Here is a 22,473-nt window from a genome sequence, read left to right as displayed (position 1 = left end):
GCGGTGAGCGGTCCCGCGGACCGAGGGTGGAGCCATCGCCCTCGATGGGCGCCGTCCACGCAGAGGAGCCCCCGATGTCCGCGCCCAGCCTGGAGATGACGACACCGACCGAACCCCCGGTCGCCCGGTCGACCGAGGACGACCTGGACCTCGCCCTCGACATCTTCCTGGCTCAGCGGACACGACTGTTCCGTATCGCCTACCGGGTTCTCGGCGACGTCTCGGGAGCCGAAGACGTGGTCCAGGAGATTTGGCTGCGCTGGCAACTCACCCACCGCACGGAGATCGAAAATCCAGAGGCGTTCCTGACCACGGCCACAACTCGTCTGGCGATCAACGTCATCCGGTCCGCGCGACACCACCGCGAAACCCCGACCGAGTTGCGGTTGGTCGAACTCGTCGACCGGGCCGCCCAGGATCCCATGCTGCGTGCCGAGCAAGCCGTGGCGATCGAGGAGGCCTTGGCCCTGCTCATGGCGAGGCTGACGCCGGATGGGCTGGCCGCCTACGTGCTGCGGAAGGGCTTCGACTACACCTACGCCGATCTTGCGCGGTTGCTTCGGATCAGCGTCTCGAACGCACGGGTACTGGTCCACCGCGCGCAGGCCCGCCTCAAGAGTGGCCGCGAGCGGCCGGTTCCCGCTGAGTCACACCGTCGCCTCGTCGCGGCGTTCCAGGCCGCGGCCGGCACCGGTGACCTCGAAGGCCTTACGCAGCTGCTCGCTCCGGACGGCCATGTGCACCGCTTGCCGTCGCCGGCCCCTCGATCGTCTCGTCCGGGTCACCGACCGGTCCGATGCGCCGCGTGAGAGTAGGCGGCGAGGCGGAGCGGACAGGGCGCGTTGGCTCAGCGAGCGTGTGGGGTCCCGAAACGAGGCATAGTGGCCGACCTTGTCCGACTCTGGGATCGCGTCCCATGAAGTGCAACGGCGTTGCCCTTCGCGGGACATGACCGATCGAGGGCTTCGGGATCCCTCCCGGCACTGCAGGGAATGCTGGAGCGGGCCTACTGCAGGGGTGAGTTCATGAGGACTGGTACGACAGTGCTCGGGGCCCCGAAGTTGTCGGTGGCCGACTACGAGTACGAGTACGAGGAGATCACCGACAACGCCGAACTCTTCATGGAGGGCGTGCGGGTTGGCGCAACGAGGATGGCCCTCGACCGCGATCGCGGTCGAGGGCCATCCTCGTGCCTGCACGGGCCACGGCAACGGGCCGGCGCCCGGCTGGGCTCAACGCACGGTCACGAAGACGTGCGCGGCCGTCCGCGTGGGGAGTTCGGCGGCCTTGCCGCCGCTGTCGACCCTCACGCCGCCGGGCGACGACGTCACGCTCACGACCCCGCCGGGCTGCACCCCGGCGTGCCGCAGGGTGTACATCAGCTCGGGGTCGGTCTGGATCGGCTCGCCGATGCGCCGCACGACCGCGCTTGCGCCGTTCGGCCCCCGCTCCAGGTCGTTGAGGCTGACCACGCTCTCGTCGGGGAACGGATCCGCGGTGGGCTTCTCGCCGAGCTCCTCCAGGCCCGGGATCGGGTTGCCGTAGGGCGATTCCGTCGGGTGGCGCAGCAGCTTGAGGATGCGGCGTTCGACGGCTTCGCTCATCACGTGCTCCCAGCGGCAGGCTTCGGCGTGGACCTGCTCCCACTCCAGCCCGATCACGTCGACGAGCAGGCACTCCGCGAGCCGGTGCTTGCGCATCACGCGGGTGGCGATCCGTCGGCCGTGCGCCGTCAGCTCCAGGTGCCGGTCGCCGGCGAGGTGCAGCAGGCCGTCGCGCTCCATGCGGGCGGCGGTCTGGCTGACGGTGGGGCCGCTCTGGTTCAGGCGCTCGGCGATGCGGGCGCGTATGGGCACCACACCTTCCTCCTCGAGCTCCAGGAGGGTGCGGAGCTGGAGGAGGCGGCGCTGGCCCGCCACGCCGACGCCGCGGCCGAACTACTGACCCAGCACCTCACCCTGACCGCGGCCGCGCTCACCCGCTCTGCCCACCACGACCCCGCGAAGGAAGCCTGACGCGCCTCGCCAACCTGGCCGGACGACTAGCAGTGGACAAGCCCGCGCCCACCCTCCCCTGCTCCGTCGGCTACACCGCTCAGCCCGCCAACTACACCTCTCATCCGCCATCTATAGCGCTCAGTAACAGCGGGACGGAGCAGAAGTTGTCGTCGAAGGCGACCAACCGTGCGCCACCAGCGTTGAGCCGCCGAGTGGCCCGCCGGAGAAGCCTCCTGACCTGCACGTCAGACACCCCTGAGGTCCACCCGCCAGTCATTGGATGTGATCCAGCAGCCTTTCCGATGCTCGAACTTGACCGCACCGAGCAGTTCGAACCCCGCCTTACGACAGACCGAGTTGGACGCGGAATGATCCACGCTCGGAAATGCGTGCAGATACGGGTGCTGCCCTGCAGCACGGGCCGTTCCGCTGCCGCGCACATCCACCGCTCGGAAGCCGGCTTATCGGCTCGGGAGCGATCGCGGCAGCCCGAACGATGGGAGCACGCTGGTCTCGAAGTGGGTCATGGCGCAGATCCGGTCGCCGGTGAGGGTGAGGACGATGAGGCCGGTCCCGTGGCGGACCCCGGTAGGGGCGCGCAGGTAGGCTCCGAACGCCGGTTGACCGTTGGCCCGGGTCGGCACGAGGTCGAACCTTCGGCCCGCGCCGAAGATGCTGGCGCAGAAGCGGGCCACGATGTCTGGGCCCTGGTATTCGAAGGGCATCGGCGGCATCGACATGAATACGTCGTCGGTCAAAAGGGCTACCAGCGCGTCGACATCGGCGGACTCCCACGCGCGGACGAATCTCGCCACGAGCGCGTCCTCGGCGGGTGAGTCGCAGGCGGGAGCCGGTTCGCGCTCGGCGGTCGGCGGCGGTCGGCGCTGCAGGCCGGCGCGGGCACGTTTGAGGGCGCTTTTGACCGACTCGACGCTCGAGTCCAGCATGTCGGCCACCTCGTTCGCGGGGAATCCGAGGACGTCGCGCAGGATGAGGACGGCGAGCTGGCGAGGCGGCAGGACCTGCAGTGCGGTCACGAAGGCCAGAGAGATGGATTCGGTCTGCTCGTAGCGGGCCTCCGGGCCGAGCGGCATGCCGATCGCACCCCCTATGAGGGCGTCGGGGAACGGCTGCAGCCAGACGACCTCGCCGAGCCGGGTCGGCTCCGGCGGTTCAACATTGGGCACATACCACTCCTTGGCCGGGCGTCGGCTTGCCGAGCGGCGCGCGTTGAGGCACCGGGTGGTGGCGATCCGGTAGAGCCAGGTGCGGATCGAGGCGCGCCTCTGGAATCCTCCGATGCCTTGCCAGGCGGCCAGCAACGTGTCCTGCAGAGCGTCCTCGGCGTCCTGGAAGGATCCGAGCATCCGGTAGCAGTGCACCTGCAGCTCCCGGCAGTACGGCTCGGTCAGCTCCCGGAACGCCTCACCGTCCCCTGCCCGCGCCCTTGAGATCAGGTCGGCTGTCACCACCCTCACCTCACCTTCTTCCCACGCCGTGTCGCATTTCCATCCTGTATGGACACCGGCAGCGGGGCGAAGGGGGCGGCTGATGGGTGCCCCCTTTCCCGACGTCGCGGTGTCTACATCATCGACGGCTCGGACGATCCGGTCGCCGGCTGATGGCGAAAGCCCAGCCCCGCGCAGACGAGTCCCAGCCGTCGGTCGTCACTCATGAGGTGGGCAGGTGCGACCACCCACTGCACAGAAGGGAACCAGAGAGATGATGCTGAAGGACAAGGTTGCGGTGATCTACGGAGCCGGAGGCGCGATCGGCAGTGCTGTCGCACATGCCTTTGCGCGCGAGGGGGCCGAGGTTTTTCTCACCGGGCGCCTCCAAGCACCGGTCGAGGTGGTTGCCAAGGACATCGTTTCTGCCGGCGGATCCGCTGAGGCGGCCGAGGTCGACGCGCTCGACGAGCAGGCCGTGGACAGCCATCTGCAGTCCGTGATCGATCAGTCGGGCCGCGTTGATATCTCCTTCAACGCGGTCGGCATCCCGAATGCACAGATTGTGGGTGTCCCTCTGGCCGAGCTGGACGCCGGGCAGTTCGCCCTGCCGATCACGGCCTACGTCACGTCCTACTTCCTGACCGCGCGCCTGGCCGCACGGCACATGATCCCGAACAGCTCGGGGTGATCATGACCGTCACCGCGCTCCACTCGCGGACGGGCCTCCCATTGGTGGGAGGCTACGGTCCGGCACAGGCCGCCAAGGAGGCACTCACTCGAGGCCTGTCCGCCGAGCTCGCGCCTCAGGGCATCCGCGTGGTCGGTCTGCGCCCACAGGGCATGCCGGAGACACGCACGATCAAGGAAGCCTTCGAGCCTCGCGCCAAGGCAACGGGCATGACCTGGGAACAGTGGCAGGAGTTGCTCGCCGGCAGGACCCACCCGCGACGGCTCATGACGCTCGCGGAGATGGCTGACGTTGCGGTCTTCATGGCGTCCGACAAGGCGAGCGGGATGACGGGCACTACCGTCAACCTGACCATGGGCAGCCTGGACGACTAGCGACCGACGCTTCGCTGAGCTTGTTCTTCATCTACCAGGATCTGCCTGGTCTACCGATGGCTTGAGGGTCTCGGGGCGTTTGCTTGAGGGTCTCGGGGCGTTTGACGGTCTTGCCGACGTCGTAGCGGGATTCGGAGGCGCCGGGTTTCTCCCAGGGCCGACGGAGGACCCGGTCCCATGCCTCGGTTTCGGCCTTGCCGTAGTTGGTGGTGTCGGTGACCGTGGTGATCGCGGGCTCGGGCCAGGTCTCCGGATTGGCGAGGCCTCTTCGCACCCCGTGTGAGACGGCCACCCGCACAGGCCAACCCGCACGCCCTCCCGATCACCCCATGGCACGTCCATGGTCCGAAGCAGGGGGAGGCGGTGAGAGGCCCGCCCGCACAGGCCCAGCCCTGCGGCCGGGCCGCCGCCCATACGCCCCGTCGGCGAATAGTCCCGCGCCCAGCCGACGGGGCGGTGACAGGCCCGAGCCCACACGGGGCGCGGTGCTTCCCCGCGGGCCTGTCGCGTCCCGTGCGCCCCGCCGCAAGAGGCCTCCTGCGGCGGGGTCCCTTCGTGTCTCCGGGTCGTGTCTCCGGGGCAGGCCGCCGTCTCACACGTATCTCACGGCCCGCGTGTGAGGCGTCGGCCGAGGCGCTTCTGACCTGGCCCATCTGGTCGGTTGCGGCCGACAGGCGGTCCCCGCGACCACTTCGTAGAGTCGGAGCATGGATCTGCCGGTGATGCCGCCCGTGAAGCCCATGCTCGCCAAGTCCGTGCCGGCGATTCCGCCGGACATGCACTACGAGGCGAAGTGGGACGGCTTCCGGGCGATCGTCTTCAGGGACGGCGACGAGGTCGAGATCGGCAGCCGTACGACGAAGTCGCTGGTCCGGTACTTTCCCGAGCTGGTGGAGGCGCTGCGGGAGCGGCTGCCGGAGCGCTGTGTGGTGGACGGCGAGATCGTGATCGCGCGCGACGGGCGGCTGGACTTCGACGCGCTGACGGAACGCATCCACCCCGCGGCCTCGCGTGTGAAGACGCTCGCCGAGCGGACCCCGGCGTCGTTCGTGGCGTTCGACCTGCTCGCGCTCGCCGACGAGTCGCTGCTTGACGTGCCGCTGGGGGACCGGCGGGCGCTGCTGGTGATGGCGTTGTCCGGGGCCACGGCTCCCGTGCATGTGGCGCCGGCGACCACGGACATCGAGGTGGCGCGGCAGTGGTTCGAGCAGTACGAGGGCGCGGGGCTCGACGGGGTGGTCGCCAAGCCGCTCACGCTGCGCTACCGGCAGGACGAGCGCCTGATGTTCAAGGTCAAGCACGAGCGAACGGCGGACGTGGTGGTCGCGGGCTACCGCCTCCACAAGAGCGGGCCGGTGGTCGGTTCGCTGCTGCTCGGCCTGTACGACGCCGGGGGCACGTTGCAGCACGTGGGCGTGTGCGCGGCGTTCACGATGAAGCGGCGCGAGGAGCTGGTCGCGGAGCTGGAGCCGCTGCGCATGGAGTCGGTGGCGGGGCATCCGTGGGCGGCCTGGGCGGAGGAGGCCGCGCACGAGTCGGCACGGCTGCCGGGCGCGCCCAGCCGATGGTCGGGCAAGAAGGACCTCTCCTGGGTGCCCGTTCTGCCGGAGCGGGTGTGCGAGGTGGCGTACGAACACATGGAGAACGGCCAGCGCTTCCGGCACACGGCCCGCTTCCGCCGCTGGCGCCCCGACCGCACGCCCGAGAGCTGCACGTATGCCCAGCTGGAGGAGCCGGTCGGCTACGACCTGGCGGACATCTTCGGACCGCAGGACTGACCAGGGACTGACCAGGACTGACACGGACTGACACGGAACGAGGCCCGCGGGCGGGCGCCCGGGCGCCCGCCGCCGAACCGTCGGCATGTCTCGATCAGTCATCAACTTCGACTGATCGACCCATCCAACGCACGCAATCAGAACCAAGCGGGTATGGCCATCAATGAACTTATAAGCGCACAATCATTAACACGAGACTGGTGGCAACGGTGGGCATGAGACGCATGGCGCGCAGGCGGCGCCGCACGATGACAGCGGCGCTGCTGGCCGCCGCGGTGGCCGCCTCCCTGGCGTCGGGCTGCACGACACCGGGTGGCCCGCGCGACGACGGCCGCGGCCAAGCCCCGGACAGCACGGAGAGCACCGCACCCAGCGCCGGTTCGCCACTCGCCGTGAAGATCGACAACGTCCGCGGTGCCAGGCCGCAGACGGGCCTGGACGCCGCGGACATCGTGTATGCCGAGCAGGTGGAGGGCGGCCTCAGCCGGCTGATGGCGGTGTACGCGACCAAGCTCCCGAAGACCATAGGCCCGGTGCGCAGCGCACGCGAGTCCGACCTGGAGCTCCTGCGCCAGTTCAACGAGCCGACGCTCGCCTTCTCGGGAGCACAGGGCAAGCTGCTGCCGCTGATCGACAAGGCGCCCTTGCACGCGGTGTCTCCGGGCAATGACTCGGACGCGTACTTCCGGGGCACGGACAAACCCACCCCGCACAACCTCTATCTGCGCCCCCAGCGCCTCCTGGCGTCCGCGCCGGGAGCGGACGCGCTGACGACGGGCTTCCGGTACGGCGCGCCGCCCGCGGGCGGCAAGGCCGAGACCATGCGCACGGTCCGCTTCCCCGCGGCCCGCTTCACCTTCGACTGGTCCAAGGACCGGCAGCGCTGGCTGGTGTCGATGGACGGCACACCGACGGTCACGACCGACGGCAAGCGGGTGGCCGCCTCGACGGTCGTCGTGCAGTACGTGAAGGTACGGAAGTCCCAGTTCCACGACTACTTGGGCAACAACACGCCCTTCACGGAAACCGTCGGCTCGGGCACGGCGAAGGTCCTGCGCGACGGCAAGGCCTTCGACGCCGCCTGGAAGCGCCCGACGGCCACGGACGGCACGGAATTCACGACGAACGGCACCCCGATGAACTTCGCGAAGGGCCAGGTGTGGGTGGTGTTCGCAAAGGCGTGAGCCCGCCTCAGCGCTGGGAGACGAGGGGCTCTGCCGAACTGCCGGGGTTACGCAACCCCTCCGCCGCATCCGACACCCGCTGGAGCAGATCGAAGAAAACGACCTGCTCCTCACCGGACAACGGCGCCAGGAACACCTGATTCATCCGAGCCGTCCGTACGGTCAGCTTCCGATGAACCCGCACGCCCTCGTCGGTGAGGCGCAGCAGAAACCGTCGCCCGTCCTGCGGATCACGGACCTTGTCCAGCAGTCCGCGCCGGCCGAGCCGACTGATCACCTCGGCGATGGTGGACCGGTCGAGCCCCACCCGCTCCCCCACCGTCCGCTGGTCGAGCCCCGGCTCGGCGACGAGCGCGTTCAGGACCGCGAACTGCGGCGAGGTGATCTCCTCGGAGACCATCGTGTTCCACAGCAGGTAGTGCGCCTGCTGCAGCCGCCGGGCCAGGTGCCCGGGGTGGGTGGACAGATCCACCGCGGCCATGTGCGCTCCCTATTCGTTGGTGTACTGAACGATACCGGGCAGCCGCTCCCCTTGTCTCGCCGCGCGGAGGAGACTCTGAGCTGCTGATTCCCTGAAAGTCTTGACGGTTCAGGGCGAGGATGGCAGCGTGTTTGAAACCTTGGAGAAATACTCAGTGCCCTGACTAATTGGGCCGGGGACGCTCAGGAGAGATGGGGCTTCGCAGATGGACAAGGTGGTCGCCACAGCCGCCGAGGCGGTGGCCGATGTGCAGGACGGCGCGTCGCTCGCGGTCGGGGGGTTCGGCCTCAGCGGGGTGCCGAACGTGCTGATCCAGGCGTTGTACGAGCGCGGGGTGTCCGGTCTGGGCGTGGTGTCCAACAACTGCGGGGCCATGGAGTCCGGCCTCGCGATCCTCCTGGCGGCGGGCCGCATCGCCCGCGTGACGGGGTCGTACATCGGGGCGAACAAGGAGTTCGCCCGGCAGTATCTGGCCGGGGAGCTGGAGGTGGAGATGATCCCGCAGGGCACGCTCGCCGAGCGGCTGCGGGCCGGCGGGGCCGGTATCCCCGCCTTCTACACCCCGGCCGGGGTCGGCACCCAGGTCGCGGACGGTGGGCTGCCCTGGCGCTACGACGGGGCGGGCGGCGTCGCGCTGGCCTCTCCGCCGAAGGAGGTGCGGGAGTTCGACGGCACCCAGTACGTCCTGGAGCACGGCATCCGCACCGACTTCGCGCTGGTCCGGGCGGCGAAGGGCGACCGGCACGGCAACCTCGTCTTCGCCAAGTCCTCCCGCAACTTCAACCCGCTGGCCGCGATGGCCGGGCGGGTGACCATCGCCGAGGTCGAGGAACTCGTGGAGCCCGGCGAGATCGACCCGGACGCGGTGCATCTGCCGGGCATCTTCGTGCAACGGGTGGTCGCCCTCACCCCCGAGCAGGCGAACCACAAGCTGATCGAGAAGCGGACGGTTTCCGCGCCCGCGACCAACGGGACGGTGAGCCAGTAATGGCCTGGAGCAGGGAAGAGATGGCCGCCCGCGCCGCGCGCGAACTCCGGGACGGCCAGTACGTGAACCTGGGCATCGGTCTGCCGACACTGATCCCCAACTACCTCCCGCCGGGCGTCGAGGTGATCCTGGAGTCGGAGAACGGCATCCTGGGCACCGGCCCGTATCCCACCGAGGAGCAGGTCGACCCGGATCTGATCAATGCCGGGAAGGAGACCGTCACGGTGCTGCCGGGGGCCTCCTACTTCGACTCGTCGCTGTCCTTCGGGATGATCCGCGGTGGGCACATCGACGTCGCGGTGCTGGGCGCGATGCAGGTCTCCGCGGCCGGGGACCTCGCGAACTGGGCCATCCCCGGCAAGATGATCACCGGGATCGGCGGGGCGATGGACCTGGTGCACGGCGCCCGGCAGGTGATCGTCGTGATGACCCATACCGCCAAGGACGGCAGTCCGAAGATCCTGGAGGAGTGCGCGCTGCCGCTGACCGGCAAGGCGTGCGTCAACCGGATCATCACCGACCTGGGCGTGCTGGACGTGACGGACGAGGGGCTGGTGCTGGTGGAGACCGCGCCGGGTGTCACCGTCGAGGAGATCGCGGCGAAGACCGCCGCCAAGGTGCACACGCCGGAGGAGCTCTCATGAGGGACGTCTACATCGTCGATGCCGTGCGGACCCCGTTCGGCAAGTACAACGGCTCCCTCGCGTCCGTCCGCCCGGACGACCTGGCCGCGCACGCGATCCGTGAACTATTGGCCCGTACCCCGGACTTGGATCCGTCGCGGATCGAGGACGTGTACTTCGGCAACGCGAACGGCGCGGGCGAGGAGAACCGCAACGTCGCCCGGATGGCCGCGCTCCTGGCGGGCCTGCCCACCTCCGTGCCCGGCGTGAGCGTCAACCGGCTGTGCGCCTCCGGGCTGGAAGCCGTCCTCCAGGCCGCCCGCGCCATCGCCTGCGGCGACGCGCACATCGCCCTGGCCGGCGGGGTGGAGTCGATGACCCGGGCCCCCTACGTGCTGCCCAAGAACGACAAGCCCTTCCCCGCCGGGCACGCCGAGCTGTACTCCACCACGCTGGGCTGGCGGATGGTCAACCCGAAGATGGACCCGCAGTGGACCATCCCGCTGGGCGAGTCCGCCGAACTCATCGCCGACAAGCACAAGATCACGCGTGAGCAGCAGGACGAGTTCGCCCTCCACAGCCACCGCAAGGCGGCTGCCGCGCAGGCGGCGGGCCGGTTCGACGGCGAGATCGCCCCCGTGCCGGTCCCGCAGCGCAAGGGTGACCCGGTCGCCTTCGGCCGCGACGAGTGCGTACGCGCCGAGGCGTCGCTCGAGGCCATGGCCCGCCTCAAGCCGTCCTTCCGCAAGGAGAACGGCACGGTGACCGCGGGCAACGCCTCCCCGCTCAACGACGGCGCCGCCGCCCTGCTGCTGGTCGACGAGGAGGGGCTCAAGGCCACCGGCCGCGAACCGCTCGCCCGTATCTCCGCATCCGGGGTCTCCGCGCTCGACCCGCACTACTTCGGCCTGGCCCCCGTCGAAGCCGTCAACCGCGCCCTCGCCAAGGCGGGTAAGACATTTGACGACCTGTCAACTCTCGAACTGAACGAGGCCTTCGCCGCCCAGGTCCTCGGCTGCCTCGCCGAGTGGCCCGAGTTCGACCCGGCCGTGCTCAACCCGCAGGGCGGCGCCATCGCACTGGGCCACCCGCTGGGCGCCTCCGGGGCCCGCCTCGCCGGCACCGTCGCCCACCAACTCGCCCGCCAGGGCTCCGGAGTCGGCGTCGCCACCCTCTGCATCGGCGTGGGCCAGGGCCTCGCCCTCGTACTGGAGCGTTAGGAACTCTCATGGCTCTCACCCAGTCGGACATCGACATCGAGATCAAGGATCTCCAGGACTCGTACGACAAGGCGGTCGCCGGCGGCGCACCGGTCCTGCACCATCCGCGGCGCGACTACGCCCCGTACCGCAGCTCTCTCCTGCGTCACCCCAACCAGCCGCTGGTCGCCGTGAGCGGCGGTGACCCCGAGACGGTCGAGCTGTCCGGGCCGGTCTTCGGCGTCACCGACATCACCGAGCACGACCACGACCTCACCCTTCAGCACCGCGGCGAGCCGATCGGCGAGCGCATGACCGTCTCGGGGCGGCTGCTCGACCGCGACGGCCGACCCGTGCGCGGCCAGCTCGTCGAGATCTGGCAGGCCAACGCCGCCGGCCGGTACGCCCATCTGCGGGAGCAGCACCCGGCGCCGCTCGACCCCAACTTCACCGGTGTGGGGCGGACCCTGACGGACGATCAGGGCCGGTACTCGTTCACCACGATCAAGCCGGGCCCGTACCCGTGGGGCAACCACACCAACGCGTGGCGGCCCGCACACATCCACTTCTCGGTCTTCGGTACGGCGTTCACCCAGCGGCTCGTGACGCAGATGTACTTCCCGAGCGACCCGCTGTTCCGGTACGACCCGATCCTGCAGTCGGTGACGGACGAGGCGGCCCGCAATCGCCTGATCGCCACGTACAACCACGATCTCTCCCAGCCCGAGTTCTCGATGGGCTACGAATGGGACATCGTCCTCGACGGTCCCTCCGCCACCTGGATCGAGGAAGGCCGTTGAGTATGGCCGAGCAACTGCTCCCCACCCCGTCCCACACCATCGGCCCCTTCTACGGCCACGCGCTCCCCTTTCCGGACGGCGGGCAGGTCGCGCCCCAGGGCCACCCCGACGCGATCACCCTGCACGGGTACGTGTTCGACGGCGCGGGCAACCCGATTCCCGACGCCCTGCTGGACTTCTGGCAGGCGGCGCCCGACGGCTCGCTGAAAGGCGCCCCCGGCTCGATGCGCCGCGACCCGTCGACGGGCGGCTTCGTGGGCCGCAACGGCGTCGACTTCACGGGCTACGGGCGGGTGCCCACCGACGCCGACGGGCACTATGCGCTCCACACGCTGCCGCCGGGCAACGCCGGGCTGCCGTACATCAGCGTGTGCGTGTTCGCGCGCGGTCTGACGCACAACCTCTTCACCCGCGCGTACCTCGCCGACGGCGCGGACCCGCTGCTCGACTCGCTCCCGGCCGACCGGCGCGCCACGCTGATCGCGGCCGAGGGCGCGAACCGGACGTACTGTTTCGACATCCGCCTTCAGGGCGAAGGCGAAACGGTCTTCCTGGAGTTCCAGTGACAGCTGTCGACCCTGTCGATCCCGACGGTTCCGGCGTTCCCGTCGGTTCCGTCGGTTCCGTCGGTTCCGGCGATCCCGTGGGGGGCGACGACGTCGGGCTCCTCGCCCCCGGGCGAGCGGGCTCCCCCGCCGAGTCCGCGACGGGCGACCGCGCCTTCCTTCAGGCGCTGCTCGACGCGGAGGCGGCACTCACTCGCGCGCAGGCCTCGCTCGGGCTCGCCCCGGCGCAGGCGGCGGACGCGGTGACCGCCGCGGCTGCCGACGCGGCGCGCTTCGACGTCCGCGCGCTCGCGCTGCGCGCGCGGGCCGGCGGCAACCCGGTGATTCCCCTGGTCGCGGACCTGGGCGCGGCGGTCGGCACCGAGCACTCCGCCTACGTCCACCGGGGCGCGACCAGCCAGGACATCATGGACACGGCGACGATGCTGGTGGCCGTACGGACGCTGAACCTGGTCCTGGCCGACCTCGCCCGCACGGAGCGTGCGCTGGCGCGCCTCGCGCGCGAGCACCGCGACACGGTCATGCCGGGGCGGACCCTCACCCAGCACGCCGTGCCGACCACCTTCGGGCTGAAGGCGGCCGGCTGGCGGTCGCTGGCGCTGGACGCGAGGGACCGCGTCCAGGCCGTACGTGACGGTCTCCCGGCCCAACTCGGCGGCGCGGCAGGCACACTGGCCGCCTTCACCGCGTACGGCGCCTCGGACACGCGCGTGCTCGTCGAGGCATACGCCCGTGAACTCGGCCTCGCCGCACCGGTGTTGCCCTGGCACACCCTCCGCACGCCCGTCGCCGATCTGGCGGGCGCCCTCGCGTTCACCGCGGGCGCCCTCGGCAAGGCGGCCACGGACGTGCTCGCCCTCGCGCGCACGGAGATCCGTGAGCTGAGCGAGGGCACCGGCGGCGGGTCCTCCGCCATGCCGCACAAGGCGAACCCGGTGCGCTCCACCCTCGTCGCCGCCGCGGCCCGCCGGGCGCCGCAGCTCGCCGCGACGCTGTACGGATCCCTGGCCGCCGAGGACGAACGGCCCGCCGGTGCCTGGCACGCCGAGTGGGAGCCCCTCCGTGACCTGCTCCGTCTGGTCGGCGGGGCCGCGCGCGACGCGGCCGAGCTGACCGAGGGGCTCCAGGTCCACTCGGACGCGATGCGCGCGCACCTGGACCTCACGCACGGCCTGATCGTCTCCGAGCGGCTGTCCGCCGAACTCGCGCCGGTGCTCGGACGGGCCCGCGCCAAGGAACTGCTCACGCGGGCCGCGCTGCGAGCCGGCGCCGAGGACCGGCCGCTCGTGGAACTCCTCGCCGAGGAGCCCGAGTTGAAGGACCTCGACCTGGCGGCCCTCACCGACCCCACCCAGTACACCGGCTCCGCCGGAGCCCTCACCGACCGTGCCCTGGAGCGACGTTGACCAACCGATCGCCCGTCCCCACAGGCAAGTTGCTGCACCACCGCGCCGAGGGACCCGCAACCGCTCCCCCACTCCTCCTCGGCCCCTCCCTCGGCACGTCGACGGCCCTGTGGGACAAGGTCGCGCCCGAACTCTCCGTCACCCACCGGATCGTGCTCTGGGACCTGCCGGGCCACGGTGACTCCCCCGCGGACCTGATCGGCCCCGGCGCGACCGTCGCCGAGCTCGCCCGACTCGTCCTCGCCCTCGCCGACTCGCTCGGCATCGACCGGTTCTCGTACGCCGGTGTCTCCCTCGGCGGGGCGGTGGGGCTGCATCTGGCGGTGCACCACCCGGAGCGGGTCGAGAGGCTCGCCGTGATCTGTTCCTCCGCCCACTTCAACGGGTCCAAGCCGTGGGAGGAGCGGGCCGCGCGCGTACGCGCCGAGGGGCTGGCCGAGCTCGCGGAGGGCGCCGACTCCCGTTGGTTCACGCCCGGCTTCACCGTTCCGGAGCTGATCGAGGACCACCGCACGGCGGATCCGGACGCGTACGCCGCGTGCTGTGACGCGCTCGCGGCCTTCGACATCCGTGAGCAGTTGCCGCGGATCGGCGCGCGCACGCTGCTCGTCGCCGGCCGTGAGGATCCCGCGACGCCGCCCGCCCACCTCCGCGAGATCGCGGACGCGGTGCCCGGTGCCACGCTCGTCGAGATCCCGGGCGCCTCGCACCTCGCGCCGGCGCAGTGCCCGGAAGCCGTACTCACCGCCCTGCGCGCGCACCTCGACGGTGGCGCCAAGCGGGGTATGGAGGTGCGCCGGCAGGTGCTCGGTGACGAGCACGTGGACCGGGCGCAGGCCCGGCAGTCGGAGTTCACGGCGCGGTTCCAGGACTTCATCTCGCGGTACGCGTGGGGCGAGATCTGGACGGACGAGACCCTGGCACGCCGCGAACGCAGCATGATCACGCTGACCGCACTGGTCGCGCACGGGCACTACGACGAACTGGCGATGCACATCCGCGCCGCCCGCCGCAACGGGCTCACACCGGAGGAGATCGGCGCGGTACTGCTGCAGACCGCCGTGTACTGCGGGGTGCCGGCGGCCAACTCGGCTTTCGCCGTGGCGCAGCGGGTGCTCGCGGAGGAGGACGAAGCCGCCGGGTGACACTGCCGGTCGTAGGAAGGTGCCCCAGGGTGACCCTGGTGGTCGTACCCTCAGCAGCACCTCGTACCGCCCGCGCCCCCGTGCCTAGGGTGGAGGCATGCCCACTGTTCTGATCACCGGCGCCACCTCCGGACTCGGCCGCTACGTCGCCTTCGAGCTCGCCCGCTCCGGATACGTCGTCCTCGCCCACGGCCGCGGCCCGGGACGTACGGAGCGGCTGATCGCCGAGCTGCGCACGGAGGGCGAGGCGCACGGCTTCGTCGCGGACCTGGCGTCGCTGGCACAGGTGCGTGAGCTGGGTTCGCGGGTCGCCGCCGCCCACTCCCGGCTCGATGTACTGATCAACAACGCGGGGGTGGGCTTCGGCGCTCCCGGTGCCGGTCGTGAGGAGAGCGCCGACGGTCACGAGCTGCGGCTCGCGGTCAACTACCTCGCCCCCGTCGCTCTCACGCGCGCCCTGCTGCCTCTGCTGCGCGCGAGCGCCCCCTCGCGCATCGTCAACGTCGGTTCGGCGGGTCAACTGCCCCTGGACTTCGACGACTTCGAGACGACACGGAACTACGACGGGGTGACGGCGTACCGCCGCAGCAAACTCGCCCTGGCCGCCCATAGCTTCGCCCTCGCCGAGGAGCTCGCGGGCACCGGCGTCTCCGTCAACGTGCTGCACCCCGCCACCTTCATCGACACCGCGATGGTCCGTGAGGCGAGCATCGAGCCCCTGTCCACCATCTCCGACGGAGCGGCGGGCGTACTGGCCCTCGCCACCACGGAGGCGGGGCAGGACAACACCGGCCGGTACTTCGACGGTACGAGTCCCTCGCGGGCCCGTGCGGAGGCGTACGACCGTGACGTGTGGAAGCGCCTGGAGGCGGCCACGGACCGGCTGCTCGGGGCCTGAGCGCTCCGCAGGAAGTGCCGTGATAGTCCGTGGATCGTCTGCGGGTCCGTCGTGGCTGGTCGCGCAGTTCCCCGCGCCCCTCCGGGGGCGCCTGCCGCGGCCTCAGCGGGCGACGCGGCCCGAGTCCAGTGCCTCCCGCGCCCTGGTCACCAGGCCGTCCGCGCCGCAGGAACGCGCCAGCGTCAGGCCGCGCTCGAGTTCCGTCACGGAGCGGGACGCGATGCCGAAGTCCACGCGGGCCGCGGCGTGTTCGTAGGCACAGGGCGACGCTTCGAGATACGCGACGGCCTGGGCGTGCAGCGCGACCGAGCGCTGGCCGGTCTCCAGGGCGGCCGCGCAGCGGAGGGCCTCACCGATGGCCGTGTCGGTGCCGAAGCGCTCGGCCTGGACACGGGCGTCGGCGGCCACCTCGGCGGCGCGCCGCGGATCCTGGACGGCGAGCGTCCTGGCGAGGTCTCCCGCCCAGGGAGCCATCACCGTGTTGTGGCCGCCGCGGGCCACGGACATCTTCTCGGCGGTCTCCAGCTCGTTCACGCCCTCCTCGACACTCCCGGTGGCGATCAGCAGGCGGCCCCTTATCGAGTGGGTGTCCGGCAGGACGATCGTGGACGGATGGGGCGGCTCGAAGGAGTACCGCTCGGCGATCTCCTCGGCCTCGCCGACGTGGCCGCGGGCGAGCAGCGTGTCGATGAGCATGCAGGCGGCGGCCCAGTGCATGGGCAGTCCGCGGCCCACCCGGTCCGCCCGCCGCAGCGCCTCGCGCAGGAACTCCTCCGCGTCCCTGAGGCGGCCCCGTCTGCGGTGCACATAGCCCGCGAAGGCGGTCGCGATGGCCAGATGGCCGCCGCTCCACCCGGCGGTCTCGTACGTCCGCTGGGCCTCGGTGAAGAGGCTTTCGGCGCGGTCGAGGCGGTCCGCGTACGTGTACGAGATGCCGAGCATCATGAGGAGCTCGAAGCTCCACTCGGTGTCGGTCCAGCCGAGGCCGGGCGCGAGGCGGCCGTTGACGAGGGCGCGGTCGCAGAGCTCGACGACCTCCTCGGCGTTCTCCCCGCGGGTCATGACGTCGAAGGCGCGCAGGATCAGCAGGGCGCGCTCGGAGTTGTCGCGGCCGGTGAGCGGTTTGACGAGGTGGGCGAGGCGGCGGGAGCGGCCGGGCGGGTCCTCCTCGGCGGCGTGCATGCCCTCCCACATGTAGTGCACGGCCTGCAGGCGCATCCGAGCGGGACCGGCACCGAGCCGGGCGGCCTCCGCGTCGACTGTGGAGACCGCGTCCTCCAACTGGTCGTTGTGGACGAGTGCTTGGGAGAGCCGGCAGACCGCGTCGACGCGGAGTTCCTCCTCCAGGCCGTGCACGGTGAGCGCCTCCCGAAGGTGCGCGATCGTGGTCGCGGGTGAGGTGAGGAGCGTGGCGCAGCCCAACTCGTAGAGCACGCGCGCGTGGACCTCCGGGAGCGGCGGTTCCAGCAGGGCGCGCTCCAGGCAGCGGCGGGCCGCGTCCGGGGCGCCGACGGCGAGGTGCTCGCGGGCGGCCTCGCGCATCTGCTCGACGAGTTCGGGGTCGTCGTCCGGGTGCACCTCGAGGAGGTGACGGGAGGCCGCCGCGGCACCGAGTCCCGAGGCGGTGACGACGGAGGCGGCCACGCCGTGCATCGCGGTGCGCAGCGCGTCCGGGATCGAGCGGTAGACGGCGGTGGCGATGAGCGGATGGACGAACTCCAGGTCCCCTTCGATGACTTGCCCGGTTGTCCGGTCGGCCTCGGTGAGGATGCGCGCCGCACCCAGGAGCGTCGCGCAGCGCTCCGCCTCGTCCCGCTGCATGCCGGCCAGCTCGGCCGCCAGGTCCAGGGAGATCTGCGTACCGAGGATCGCGGCGGCCCAGGCGAACCGGGTGGCGTCGACGCCGAGACCTTCGAGCCGGTCGACGAGTCCGCGGCCGCGCGCCGAGCGGTTCAGGGCGCGCAGTCCGGCGGCCGACTCCTCGACCGGTTCGAGTTCGGTGTCCTGGACCTTGGCGAGGAGTTCCACGGTCTCGTACGGGTTGCCGCCGGTGACCGCCCAGACCTCACGGCAGAACGGGGCGTCGGCGTGCGCGCCGAGCGTGGCGCGGGTCAGCCCGGCCGTGGCCTCCGGGGTCAGCGCGCGCACCGTCGGCATCGGGCGGGCGAGAGCCTCGATCGCGTCGAGGTGGCGGGCGCCCTCGCCGGTGACGTCGCCGGGGCGGCGGGCGACCAGCACGAGGACGGGCAGGTCGTCGAGGCGCTCCGCGAACGCGGCGAGCCAGTGCAGGGTCTCCTGGTCGGCCCAGTGCGCGTCGTCGACGAGAAGCACCAGCGGCCACTCGCGCCGGGCGAGCCTGCGCACGGCCGCGACCAGGCCGTCGCACACGCCCTGCGGGTCGGCCTGGCGGTCACCCGGTTCCGCTATGCCCAGGGCGGGGCCCGCGATGTCGTACCAGTCGCCGAAGTACTCACGCGCCTCGTCGGGCATCAGCGCCACGAGTGCGGGCTGCAGCAACTGCCGTACGACATTGAAGGGGACGGACGTGATGGTCTCGCCGCCGCGCGCCGACCACACCGTGCACTTGCGCGCCTCCGCGATCCGGCGCGACTCGGCGAGGAGCGCGGTCTTGCCGATGCCCGCGTCGCCGGTGAACACCAGCAGGCTGCCTGAGGCGGAGCCGGCGCACAGGGCGTCGACCGCCTCCGCGACCGCGGCGAGTTCCGCGTCGCGCTCCCAGAGGGGTGCCGAGGCGGCCGTTCCCGGCCGTACCTCCGTCATCCCGCTACCTCCCCAGGTCGCCCAAACGACGTACAGACCTTGAGCCTAGCCCTCCGGAAGGCACGATGGAGCCTGGTCGGGACACCTGTTGCCGCCACGGGTGACGGCGGAGGCCCGGAGGCGACGGACGGCGCCGCCGACCTGCACGGGAAAAAGTAATAAACCGTCAACAGCGGTGCACTGAAACCGACTTCCCGCCATCCCGCCGCCGGAGGTGACGCCGGGGCGGGACGGTCTGCCGTGGCTGCTCCCGGGTGCGAAACAGCCGGTGCGGCCGGTGGCCGAGCGGAATGGATCCGGGTCCTCTCATCCGGCTTTCACGCACGCCTCATACGGTGGACCCATGACGCAGGCGACTCCCCCCGGCTGGTATCCCGATCCCGGGCAGACAAATGACGGCCCCGCCACGCAGCGCTGGTGGGACGGTAGGACATGGACGGAGCAGGTCCGCCCCGCGGAGTCGGGCGCGGTATGGGGTCCCCCGGGGTTCCCGCCGGGCGCCGGGCCGTATGCGGGTGCGCAGCCCGGCGGCCCGCGGCGCGGAGTGCGCACGGCGATAGCCGTCGCCGCGGCCGTGGCGGTGCTCACGGGCATCGGCGGCGGCGTGTACGCGCTGACCGCGAACGACGGTTCGGGCGGCGGCGATTCGAGCAACGCCCAGCCGGCCCCGACGCAGCCGGGCGGTCCGCAGGGTCAGGACGGCGGCAGCCAGGGCGGCCCGGACGGCGGCGAGAGCGCCGTCCCGCAGCCGCTGCCGTCCGAGGAGGGCTACGCCACCGATCCGATCAACGGCATCAGCCTCCCCGTGCCCGACGGCTGGAGCGGCGGGACCATCCAGGTGGGCGCCCAGGTGACGTCCAAGGACTCCTACAAGTGCCCCGGCGACACCTCGGCGAAGTGCACGCGCGGCGGCGCCTACTCCGCCCCCGCACTCGCGCTGGAGCTCAAGGCCACCACGGCCGAGGCAGCCGCGAAGGAGGACATCTCCAAGAACGCCGAGGAGTCCTACGGCGGCAAGAGCTACGGCAAGATCACCTCGCACGAGGAACTCTCCTCCGAGGCGGTCACCGTGGCCGGGCAGAAGGGCTACGCGGTCCGTTGGAAGGTCGTCACGAGCAAGGGCGACGACGGCTACGTCGAGTCGCTCGTCTTCCCGGCCCCGGCCAACTCCAAGCAGCTCGTCGTCGTGCGCTTCGGCATCGATGTCAGCTCCGAGGCACCCAAGCAGTCCGTGATCGACGAGATAACCAAGGGCATCAAGGAGTCCTCGGGCGGCGGCAACGGACAGGACGTATAGCCGACGGTCCCGACGTACAGCCGACGGACCGGGCGCCAGTCGGCCGGGTGAGGCGCCTCTCCGCTCAAGAGGAACCCCACCCGGCCGGGGGGTGCGCGCCGCCCCCGTCCCCACGGTGCGGCGCGAGCAGGTCGCCGTCCAGTCATCCCGTGGACGGCGGCCTGGGTCTCAGGTGGCCTCCGAGAGGCCGAGGGCCGGCAGCAGGGCCACCTCCACATAGCGGACGAGGTAGTCCGCGTCCGCGTTTCGCCCCTCGAGGACCGGCCGGACGCGGATCATGCCCAGCAGCTGTGCGGGCACGAACTCCAGGGCCGGATGGTCGGCGGCGATCTCGCCCCGGTCGACCGCGCGCCGGATCATCTCCTGGAGCGAGCCGAGGTCGGGTTCGATGAGCGCGTCGCGCAGCGCGTACTGCAGCTCTTCGTCCTGCATGACGGCCTGCCCGAGCGCCTGCAACAGCTTGGCGTCGTCGTCGGAGCACGCGCCCGCGGCGCGCGCGGCCGCGCGCAGATCTCCGGCGAGCGAGCCGGTGTCGATGCCCCCGAACCGCGGGCATCGGTTGGCGCGCAGCGCGGCCGCCACGAGCTGGGGCTTCGTCTTCCACTGCCGGTAGAGCGTGGACTTGCTGCACCGGGTGCTGGCGGCGATGCCCTCCATGGTCAGCGCGTCATAGCCGCACGCGCGCATCTGCTCGAGCGCGGCGTCGAAGAACTCCTGCTCACGCTCGGGCGTGATCTTGGAGCGGCGCGAGGCGACGACCGTCTCCGGTCCGTCCGCTGCCTGCGACGTCATGGCTCTTCTCCTCGCTCGTCTCCGCGACCCCGGTGGGCCCGCTTCTCCGTGTGCTTCTCAGTGTGTCGTAACTCCTATCGATACGCCAGTGTACCGATACGGCTTCGTATCGGTACACTGGCGTATCGATGAGCCTTGGACAGGACCCACTCCTGTGTCGAGTGGATCCCCTCCTGGGCTCACCACGCACCAGCACACGCAAGACCTTCAGCGAAAGGGCCGGGGGATGGAATGCCGAACCGAGCCTGCAGAGAAGGGGTCCGCCGCGATATCGCGGCCGCCCCTCGTCCGTGAGCTCCTGCTCGTCGCGGGGCTCTTCCTCGTCTACAAGCTCGGCCGGCAGCTGGCCACGGGCCACACCGCCGAGGCCTTCGACAACGCACACCGGGTGTGGGACCTGGAACGGTTCGCGCACCTGCCCGGCGAGGGCGCCGTACAGTCCGCGCTGCTGCACAGCGACACCCTCGTGCACATCGTCAACACCTACTACGCGACCGTCCACTTCCCCGCCACCGCGGCCTTCCTGACCTGGTTGTACCTGCGACGGCCCGGGCACTATGTGTGGGCCCGCCGGATCCTCGCCGCGATCACCGCAGCCGCCCTGGTGGTGCACCTCACGTTCCCGCTCGCCCCGCCGCGCATGCTCGCCGCGACGGGCCTCGTCGACACGGGGCAGGTGTACGGGCCCACGGTGTACGGCGCGTCGCCCGCGGCCGACTCACTGTCGAACCAGTTCGCGGCGATGCCGTCGCTGCACTTCGGCTGGGCCCTGATCGTGGCGATCGGCCTGATCGCCGCGACCCGGTCCCGATGGCGCCCGCTGTGGCTGCTGCATCCGCTGCTCACCCTGCTGGTCATCGTCGGTACGGCGAACCACTACTGGCTCGACGCGATCATGGCGGCCGCGCTCCTCGGCGTCGCCCTCGTCGTGATCCGTCCGCCGCGCCGGACGGCGACGCCCACGGAGCCCGACCGGGAGAGCGCACTCGCCGACGGTCCCGTATCGGATGCGCTGGACAAGCCTGCGACTCCCGACGTAACCGAAGCGCCGGAGCTCGTGGGAGCCGGGCGATGAGCGCCACCCTCGCCGCCGTCGTCCTGTCGCTGTTCTCGGCCGTCGCGTACGCGGCCGCCGCCGTGGCGCAGGAGCGGCTCGCCTCGCGCACCGCCGACTCCGGGGTACTGCGTCTGCTGGGCAGCGGTGCCTGGTGGTGGTCGGTGGGCCTCAACGCGTCGGCCGCGCTGATGCACGTGGCCGCCCTCAAGTACGGGACCCTCACGCTGGTCCAGCCGCTCGGCGCGCTCACCCTGGTCGCCGCGGTGCCGCTGGGCGCGCGGATGGCGGGGCGGCGGGTCACCTCCGTCGAGTGGCGCGGTACTGCGCTGACGCTGGCCGGGCTCGCCGCGGTGCTCGTCACGGCGTCCGGGCCCGCGCCCGACGATGTGCTGAGCGTCCCGCAGGCGCTGGCCGTCGCGGGCGCGACCGCGGCCCTGATCGGCGTACTGGCCCGGCCGGGCGCGCGCCCCGGGCTGCGGCACGCGACCGCGTCCGGCTTCGCCTCGGGCGTCGCCTCGGCGCTCACACAGACCGTCACGGTCGCCGTCACGGACCGCTCGGGTCCGCTGCTCAGCGGGCAGGTGATCGTGGTGGCGCTGCTGGTCGCGGCCTTCGCGGCGGGCGGGCTGCTGCTGTCGCAGACCGCCTACAAGGGCGGCCTCGGCGCGCCGCTCGCGGTGGTCACGCTGGCCAATCCGATCGCCGCCGCGGTGATCGGGCTCTCGCTGCTCGGCGACCGGTTGCAAGGCGGCGCGGCGGGTCTGCTGCTGGCGCTGGCCGGTGCGGGGATCGCGGCCTGGGGTGTGGTGACGCTGTCGCGCTCGGCCCCGGAGCCGGTGCCTGTGGCGGTGGAGCCCTTCACGGAGGCTCGGGTGGACGAGGAACATCCGGTGGACGAGGAGCATCCGGTGGCCGCGGTCCTCGCCTTGGAGCCCGGATCGGCGTCGTACGAACCCTCGTTGCTGCCG

At 71.3% G+C, this 22,473-nt stretch carries 21 protein-coding genes and 2 pseudogenes; 16 read left to right on the top strand and 7 right to left on the bottom strand.

Annotated elements, in window-relative coordinates; genetic code table 11:
- Window positions 1-74 precede the first annotated feature (74 nt).
- A complete protein-coding gene (locus GAS53_RS27495) occupies window positions 75-809 on the top strand; it encodes a sigma-70 family RNA polymerase sigma factor (protein ID WP_151480402.1) in 735 nt (244 codons plus the stop codon).
- Between the two features lie 423 nt (window positions 810-1,232).
- Here GAS53_RS27495 and GAS53_RS27490 read toward each other — a convergent pair whose 3' ends face one another.
- Window positions 1,233-1,880, bottom strand: coding sequence for a metal-dependent transcriptional regulator (locus GAS53_RS27490; RefSeq protein WP_263974167.1), 648 nt, complete (start codon window positions 1,878-1,880; stop codon window positions 1,233-1,235).
- On the opposite strand from GAS53_RS27490, the gene GAS53_RS57680 reads away from it, so the two are divergent.
- Window positions 1,761-2,015 (top strand): hypothetical protein, encoded by a 255-nt coding sequence (locus GAS53_RS57680; RefSeq protein WP_263974168.1) that lies wholly within the window; start codon window positions 1,761-1,763, stop codon window positions 2,013-2,015. The genes GAS53_RS27490 and GAS53_RS57680 overlap by 120 nt on opposite strands.
- A 227-nt stretch (window positions 2,016-2,242) precedes the next feature.
- On the opposite strand, the pseudogene GAS53_RS58430 reads toward GAS53_RS57680, so the two are convergent.
- Both GAS53_RS58430 and GAS53_RS27475 read right to left on the bottom strand, forming a co-directional pair.
- Window positions 2,243-2,419, bottom strand: a pseudogene (locus GAS53_RS58430) (GNAT family N-acetyltransferase); the annotation flags it as partial.
- Window positions 2,420-2,458: 39 nt separating this feature from the next.
- On the bottom strand, window positions 2,459-3,466 hold the full coding sequence (locus tag GAS53_RS27475) for a sigma-70 family RNA polymerase sigma factor (protein ID WP_404829298.1): 1,008 nt from the start codon (window positions 3,464-3,466) through the stop codon (window positions 2,459-2,461).
- A gap of 253 nt (window positions 3,467-3,719) precedes the next feature.
- Here GAS53_RS27475 and GAS53_RS58425 point away from each other — a divergent pair.
- Window positions 3,720-4,463, top strand: a pseudogene (locus GAS53_RS58425) (SDR family oxidoreductase); the annotation flags it as partial.
- 78 nt (window positions 4,464-4,541) lie between these two features.
- On the opposite strand, the gene GAS53_RS27465 reads toward GAS53_RS58425, so the two are convergent.
- Entirely contained in the window at window positions 4,542-4,802 is a 261-nt protein-coding gene (locus GAS53_RS27465; protein WP_225859109.1) for a hypothetical protein, read from the bottom strand.
- A 415-nt stretch (window positions 4,803-5,217) separates the two neighbouring features.
- Here GAS53_RS27465 and GAS53_RS27460 point away from each other — a divergent pair, with 415 nt between their 5' ends.
- Both GAS53_RS27460 and GAS53_RS27455 read left to right on the top strand, forming a co-directional pair.
- Window positions 5,218-6,288 carry an ATP-dependent DNA ligase gene (locus GAS53_RS27460; RefSeq protein ID WP_151480400.1) on the top strand — a complete coding sequence of 357 codons (1,071 nt, stop codon included), beginning with the start codon at window positions 5,218-5,220 and terminating at the stop codon, window positions 6,286-6,288.
- 215 nt (window positions 6,289-6,503) lie between these two features.
- On the top strand, window positions 6,504-7,472 hold the full coding sequence (locus tag GAS53_RS27455) for a DUF3048 domain-containing protein (RefSeq protein WP_151480399.1): 969 nt from the start codon (window positions 6,504-6,506) through the stop codon (window positions 7,470-7,472).
- 7 nt (window positions 7,473-7,479) lie between these two features.
- Here GAS53_RS27455 and GAS53_RS27450 read toward each other — a convergent pair whose 3' ends face one another.
- Entirely contained in the window at window positions 7,480-7,953 is a 474-nt protein-coding gene (locus tag GAS53_RS27450; RefSeq protein ID WP_151480398.1) for a MarR family winged helix-turn-helix transcriptional regulator, read from the bottom strand.
- 205 nt (window positions 7,954-8,158) lie between these two features.
- Here GAS53_RS27450 and GAS53_RS27445 point away from each other — a divergent pair, with 205 nt between their 5' ends.
- The 8 genes from GAS53_RS27445 (at window position 8,159) to GAS53_RS27410 (ending at window position 15,578) form a co-directional block, all read left to right on the top strand.
- On the top strand, window positions 8,159-8,941 hold the full coding sequence (locus GAS53_RS27445; protein ID WP_151480397.1) for a CoA transferase subunit A: 783 nt from the start codon (window positions 8,159-8,161) through the stop codon (window positions 8,939-8,941).
- Window positions 8,941-9,585 (top strand): CoA transferase subunit B, encoded by a 645-nt coding sequence (locus GAS53_RS27440; protein WP_151480396.1) that lies wholly within the window; start codon window positions 8,941-8,943, stop codon window positions 9,583-9,585. The genes GAS53_RS27445 and GAS53_RS27440 overlap by 1 nt, the downstream gene beginning before the upstream one ends.
- A complete protein-coding gene (locus tag GAS53_RS27435; RefSeq protein WP_151480395.1) occupies window positions 9,582-10,784 on the top strand; it encodes a thiolase family protein in 1,203 nt (400 codons plus the stop codon). The genes GAS53_RS27440 and GAS53_RS27435 overlap by 4 nt, the downstream gene beginning before the upstream one ends.
- Window positions 10,785-10,792: 8 nt before the next feature.
- Window positions 10,793-11,563 (top strand): protocatechuate 3,4-dioxygenase subunit beta, encoded by a 771-nt coding sequence (gene pcaH, locus GAS53_RS27430; RefSeq protein ID WP_151480394.1) that lies wholly within the window; start codon window positions 10,793-10,795, stop codon window positions 11,561-11,563.
- Window positions 11,564-11,565: 2 nt separating this feature from the next.
- Entirely contained in the window at window positions 11,566-12,129 is a 564-nt protein-coding gene (gene pcaG / locus GAS53_RS27425; protein ID WP_151480393.1) for a protocatechuate 3,4-dioxygenase subunit alpha, read from the top strand.
- A 77-nt stretch (window positions 12,130-12,206) separates the two neighbouring features.
- Window positions 12,207-13,535 (top strand): 3-carboxy-cis,cis-muconate cycloisomerase, encoded by a 1,329-nt coding sequence (pcaB, locus tag GAS53_RS27420; RefSeq protein WP_151480450.1) that lies wholly within the window; start codon window positions 12,207-12,209, stop codon window positions 13,533-13,535.
- Window positions 13,532-14,680 carry a bifunctional 3-oxoadipate enol-lactonase/4-carboxymuconolactone decarboxylase PcaDC gene (gene pcaDC / locus GAS53_RS27415; protein WP_225859108.1) on the top strand — a complete coding sequence of 383 codons (1,149 nt, stop codon included), beginning with the start codon at window positions 13,532-13,534 and terminating at the stop codon, window positions 14,678-14,680. The genes pcaB and pcaDC overlap by 4 nt, the downstream gene beginning before the upstream one ends.
- A gap of 97 nt (window positions 14,681-14,777) precedes the next feature.
- Window positions 14,778-15,578, top strand: coding sequence for an SDR family NAD(P)-dependent oxidoreductase (locus tag GAS53_RS27410; protein WP_151480392.1), 801 nt, complete (start codon window positions 14,778-14,780; stop codon window positions 15,576-15,578).
- 102 nt (window positions 15,579-15,680) lie between these two features.
- Here GAS53_RS27410 and GAS53_RS27405 read toward each other — a convergent pair whose 3' ends face one another.
- Window positions 15,681-18,359, bottom strand: coding sequence for an ATP-binding protein (locus GAS53_RS27405; RefSeq protein ID WP_151480391.1), 2,679 nt, complete (start codon window positions 18,357-18,359; stop codon window positions 15,681-15,683).
- Window positions 18,360-18,702: 343 nt separating this feature from the next.
- On the opposite strand from GAS53_RS27405, the gene GAS53_RS27400 reads away from it, so the two are divergent.
- The gene (locus GAS53_RS27400; protein ID WP_151480390.1) at window positions 18,703-19,656 is read left to right on the top strand and encodes a DUF2510 domain-containing protein; all 954 of its coding nucleotides are present in this window, start codon (window positions 18,703-18,705) and stop codon (window positions 19,654-19,656) included.
- A gap of 168 nt (window positions 19,657-19,824) precedes the next feature.
- Here the strand turns inward: GAS53_RS27400 and GAS53_RS27395 are convergent, their stop codons facing one another.
- Window positions 19,825-20,448, bottom strand: coding sequence for a TetR/AcrR family transcriptional regulator (locus GAS53_RS27395; protein WP_151480389.1), 624 nt, complete (start codon window positions 20,446-20,448; stop codon window positions 19,825-19,827).
- Between the two features lie 226 nt (window positions 20,449-20,674).
- Here GAS53_RS27395 and GAS53_RS27390 point away from each other — a divergent pair, with 226 nt between their 5' ends.
- Both GAS53_RS27390 and GAS53_RS27385 read left to right on the top strand, forming a co-directional pair.
- Window positions 20,675-21,523 carry a phosphatase PAP2 family protein gene (locus GAS53_RS27390; RefSeq protein WP_151480388.1) on the top strand — a complete coding sequence of 283 codons (849 nt, stop codon included), beginning with the start codon at window positions 20,675-20,677 and terminating at the stop codon, window positions 21,521-21,523.
- The coding region (locus GAS53_RS27385; protein WP_151480448.1) for a DMT family transporter at window positions 21,520-22,473 on the top strand (954 nt) is incomplete at its 3' end. The genes GAS53_RS27390 and GAS53_RS27385, both read left to right, overlap by 4 nt.

The sequence above is a fragment of the Streptomyces albicerus genome (genome assembly GCF_008905045.1).
Classification (GTDB): Bacteria; Actinomycetota; Actinomycetes; order Streptomycetales; family Streptomycetaceae; genus Streptomyces; species Streptomyces albicerus.
Note: the sequence above shows the minus strand (reverse complement) of the source record. Positions and strands in the feature narration are given on the sequence as shown.

Bases quoted from the DNA above. Each gene is read 5' to 3' on its own strand.
- GAS53_RS27495 (WP_151480402.1), top strand. From the start codon at position 75: ATGTCCGCGCCCAGCCTGGAGATGACGACACCGACCGAACCCCCGGTC.
- GAS53_RS27460 (WP_151480400.1), top strand. From the start codon at position 5,218: ATGGATCTGCCGGTGATGCCGCCCGTGAAGCCCATGCTCGCCAAGTCC.
- GAS53_RS27455 (WP_151480399.1), top strand. From the start codon at position 6,504: ATGAGACGCATGGCGCGCAGGCGGCGCCGCACGATGACAGCGGCGCTG.
- GAS53_RS27450 (WP_151480398.1), bottom strand. From the start codon at position 7,953: ATGGCCGCGGTGGATCTGTCCACCCACCCCGGGCACCTGGCCCGGCGG.
- GAS53_RS27445 (WP_151480397.1), top strand. From the start codon at position 8,159: ATGGACAAGGTGGTCGCCACAGCCGCCGAGGCGGTGGCCGATGTGCAG.
- GAS53_RS27440 (WP_151480396.1), top strand. From the start codon at position 8,941: ATGGCCTGGAGCAGGGAAGAGATGGCCGCCCGCGCCGCGCGCGAACTC.
- GAS53_RS27435 (WP_151480395.1), top strand. From the start codon at position 9,582: ATGAGGGACGTCTACATCGTCGATGCCGTGCGGACCCCGTTCGGCAAG.
- pcaH (WP_151480394.1), top strand. From the start codon at position 10,793: ATGGCTCTCACCCAGTCGGACATCGACATCGAGATCAAGGATCTCCAG.
- pcaG (WP_151480393.1), top strand. From the start codon at position 11,566: ATGGCCGAGCAACTGCTCCCCACCCCGTCCCACACCATCGGCCCCTTC.
- GAS53_RS27410 (WP_151480392.1), top strand. From the start codon at position 14,778: ATGCCCACTGTTCTGATCACCGGCGCCACCTCCGGACTCGGCCGCTAC.
- GAS53_RS27405 (WP_151480391.1), bottom strand. From the start codon at position 18,359: ATGACGGAGGTACGGCCGGGAACGGCCGCCTCGGCACCCCTCTGGGAG.
- GAS53_RS27400 (WP_151480390.1), top strand. From the start codon at position 18,703: ATGACGCAGGCGACTCCCCCCGGCTGGTATCCCGATCCCGGGCAGACA.
- GAS53_RS27395 (WP_151480389.1), bottom strand. From the start codon at position 20,448: ATGACGTCGCAGGCAGCGGACGGACCGGAGACGGTCGTCGCCTCGCGC.
- GAS53_RS27390 (WP_151480388.1), top strand. From the start codon at position 20,675: ATGGAATGCCGAACCGAGCCTGCAGAGAAGGGGTCCGCCGCGATATCG.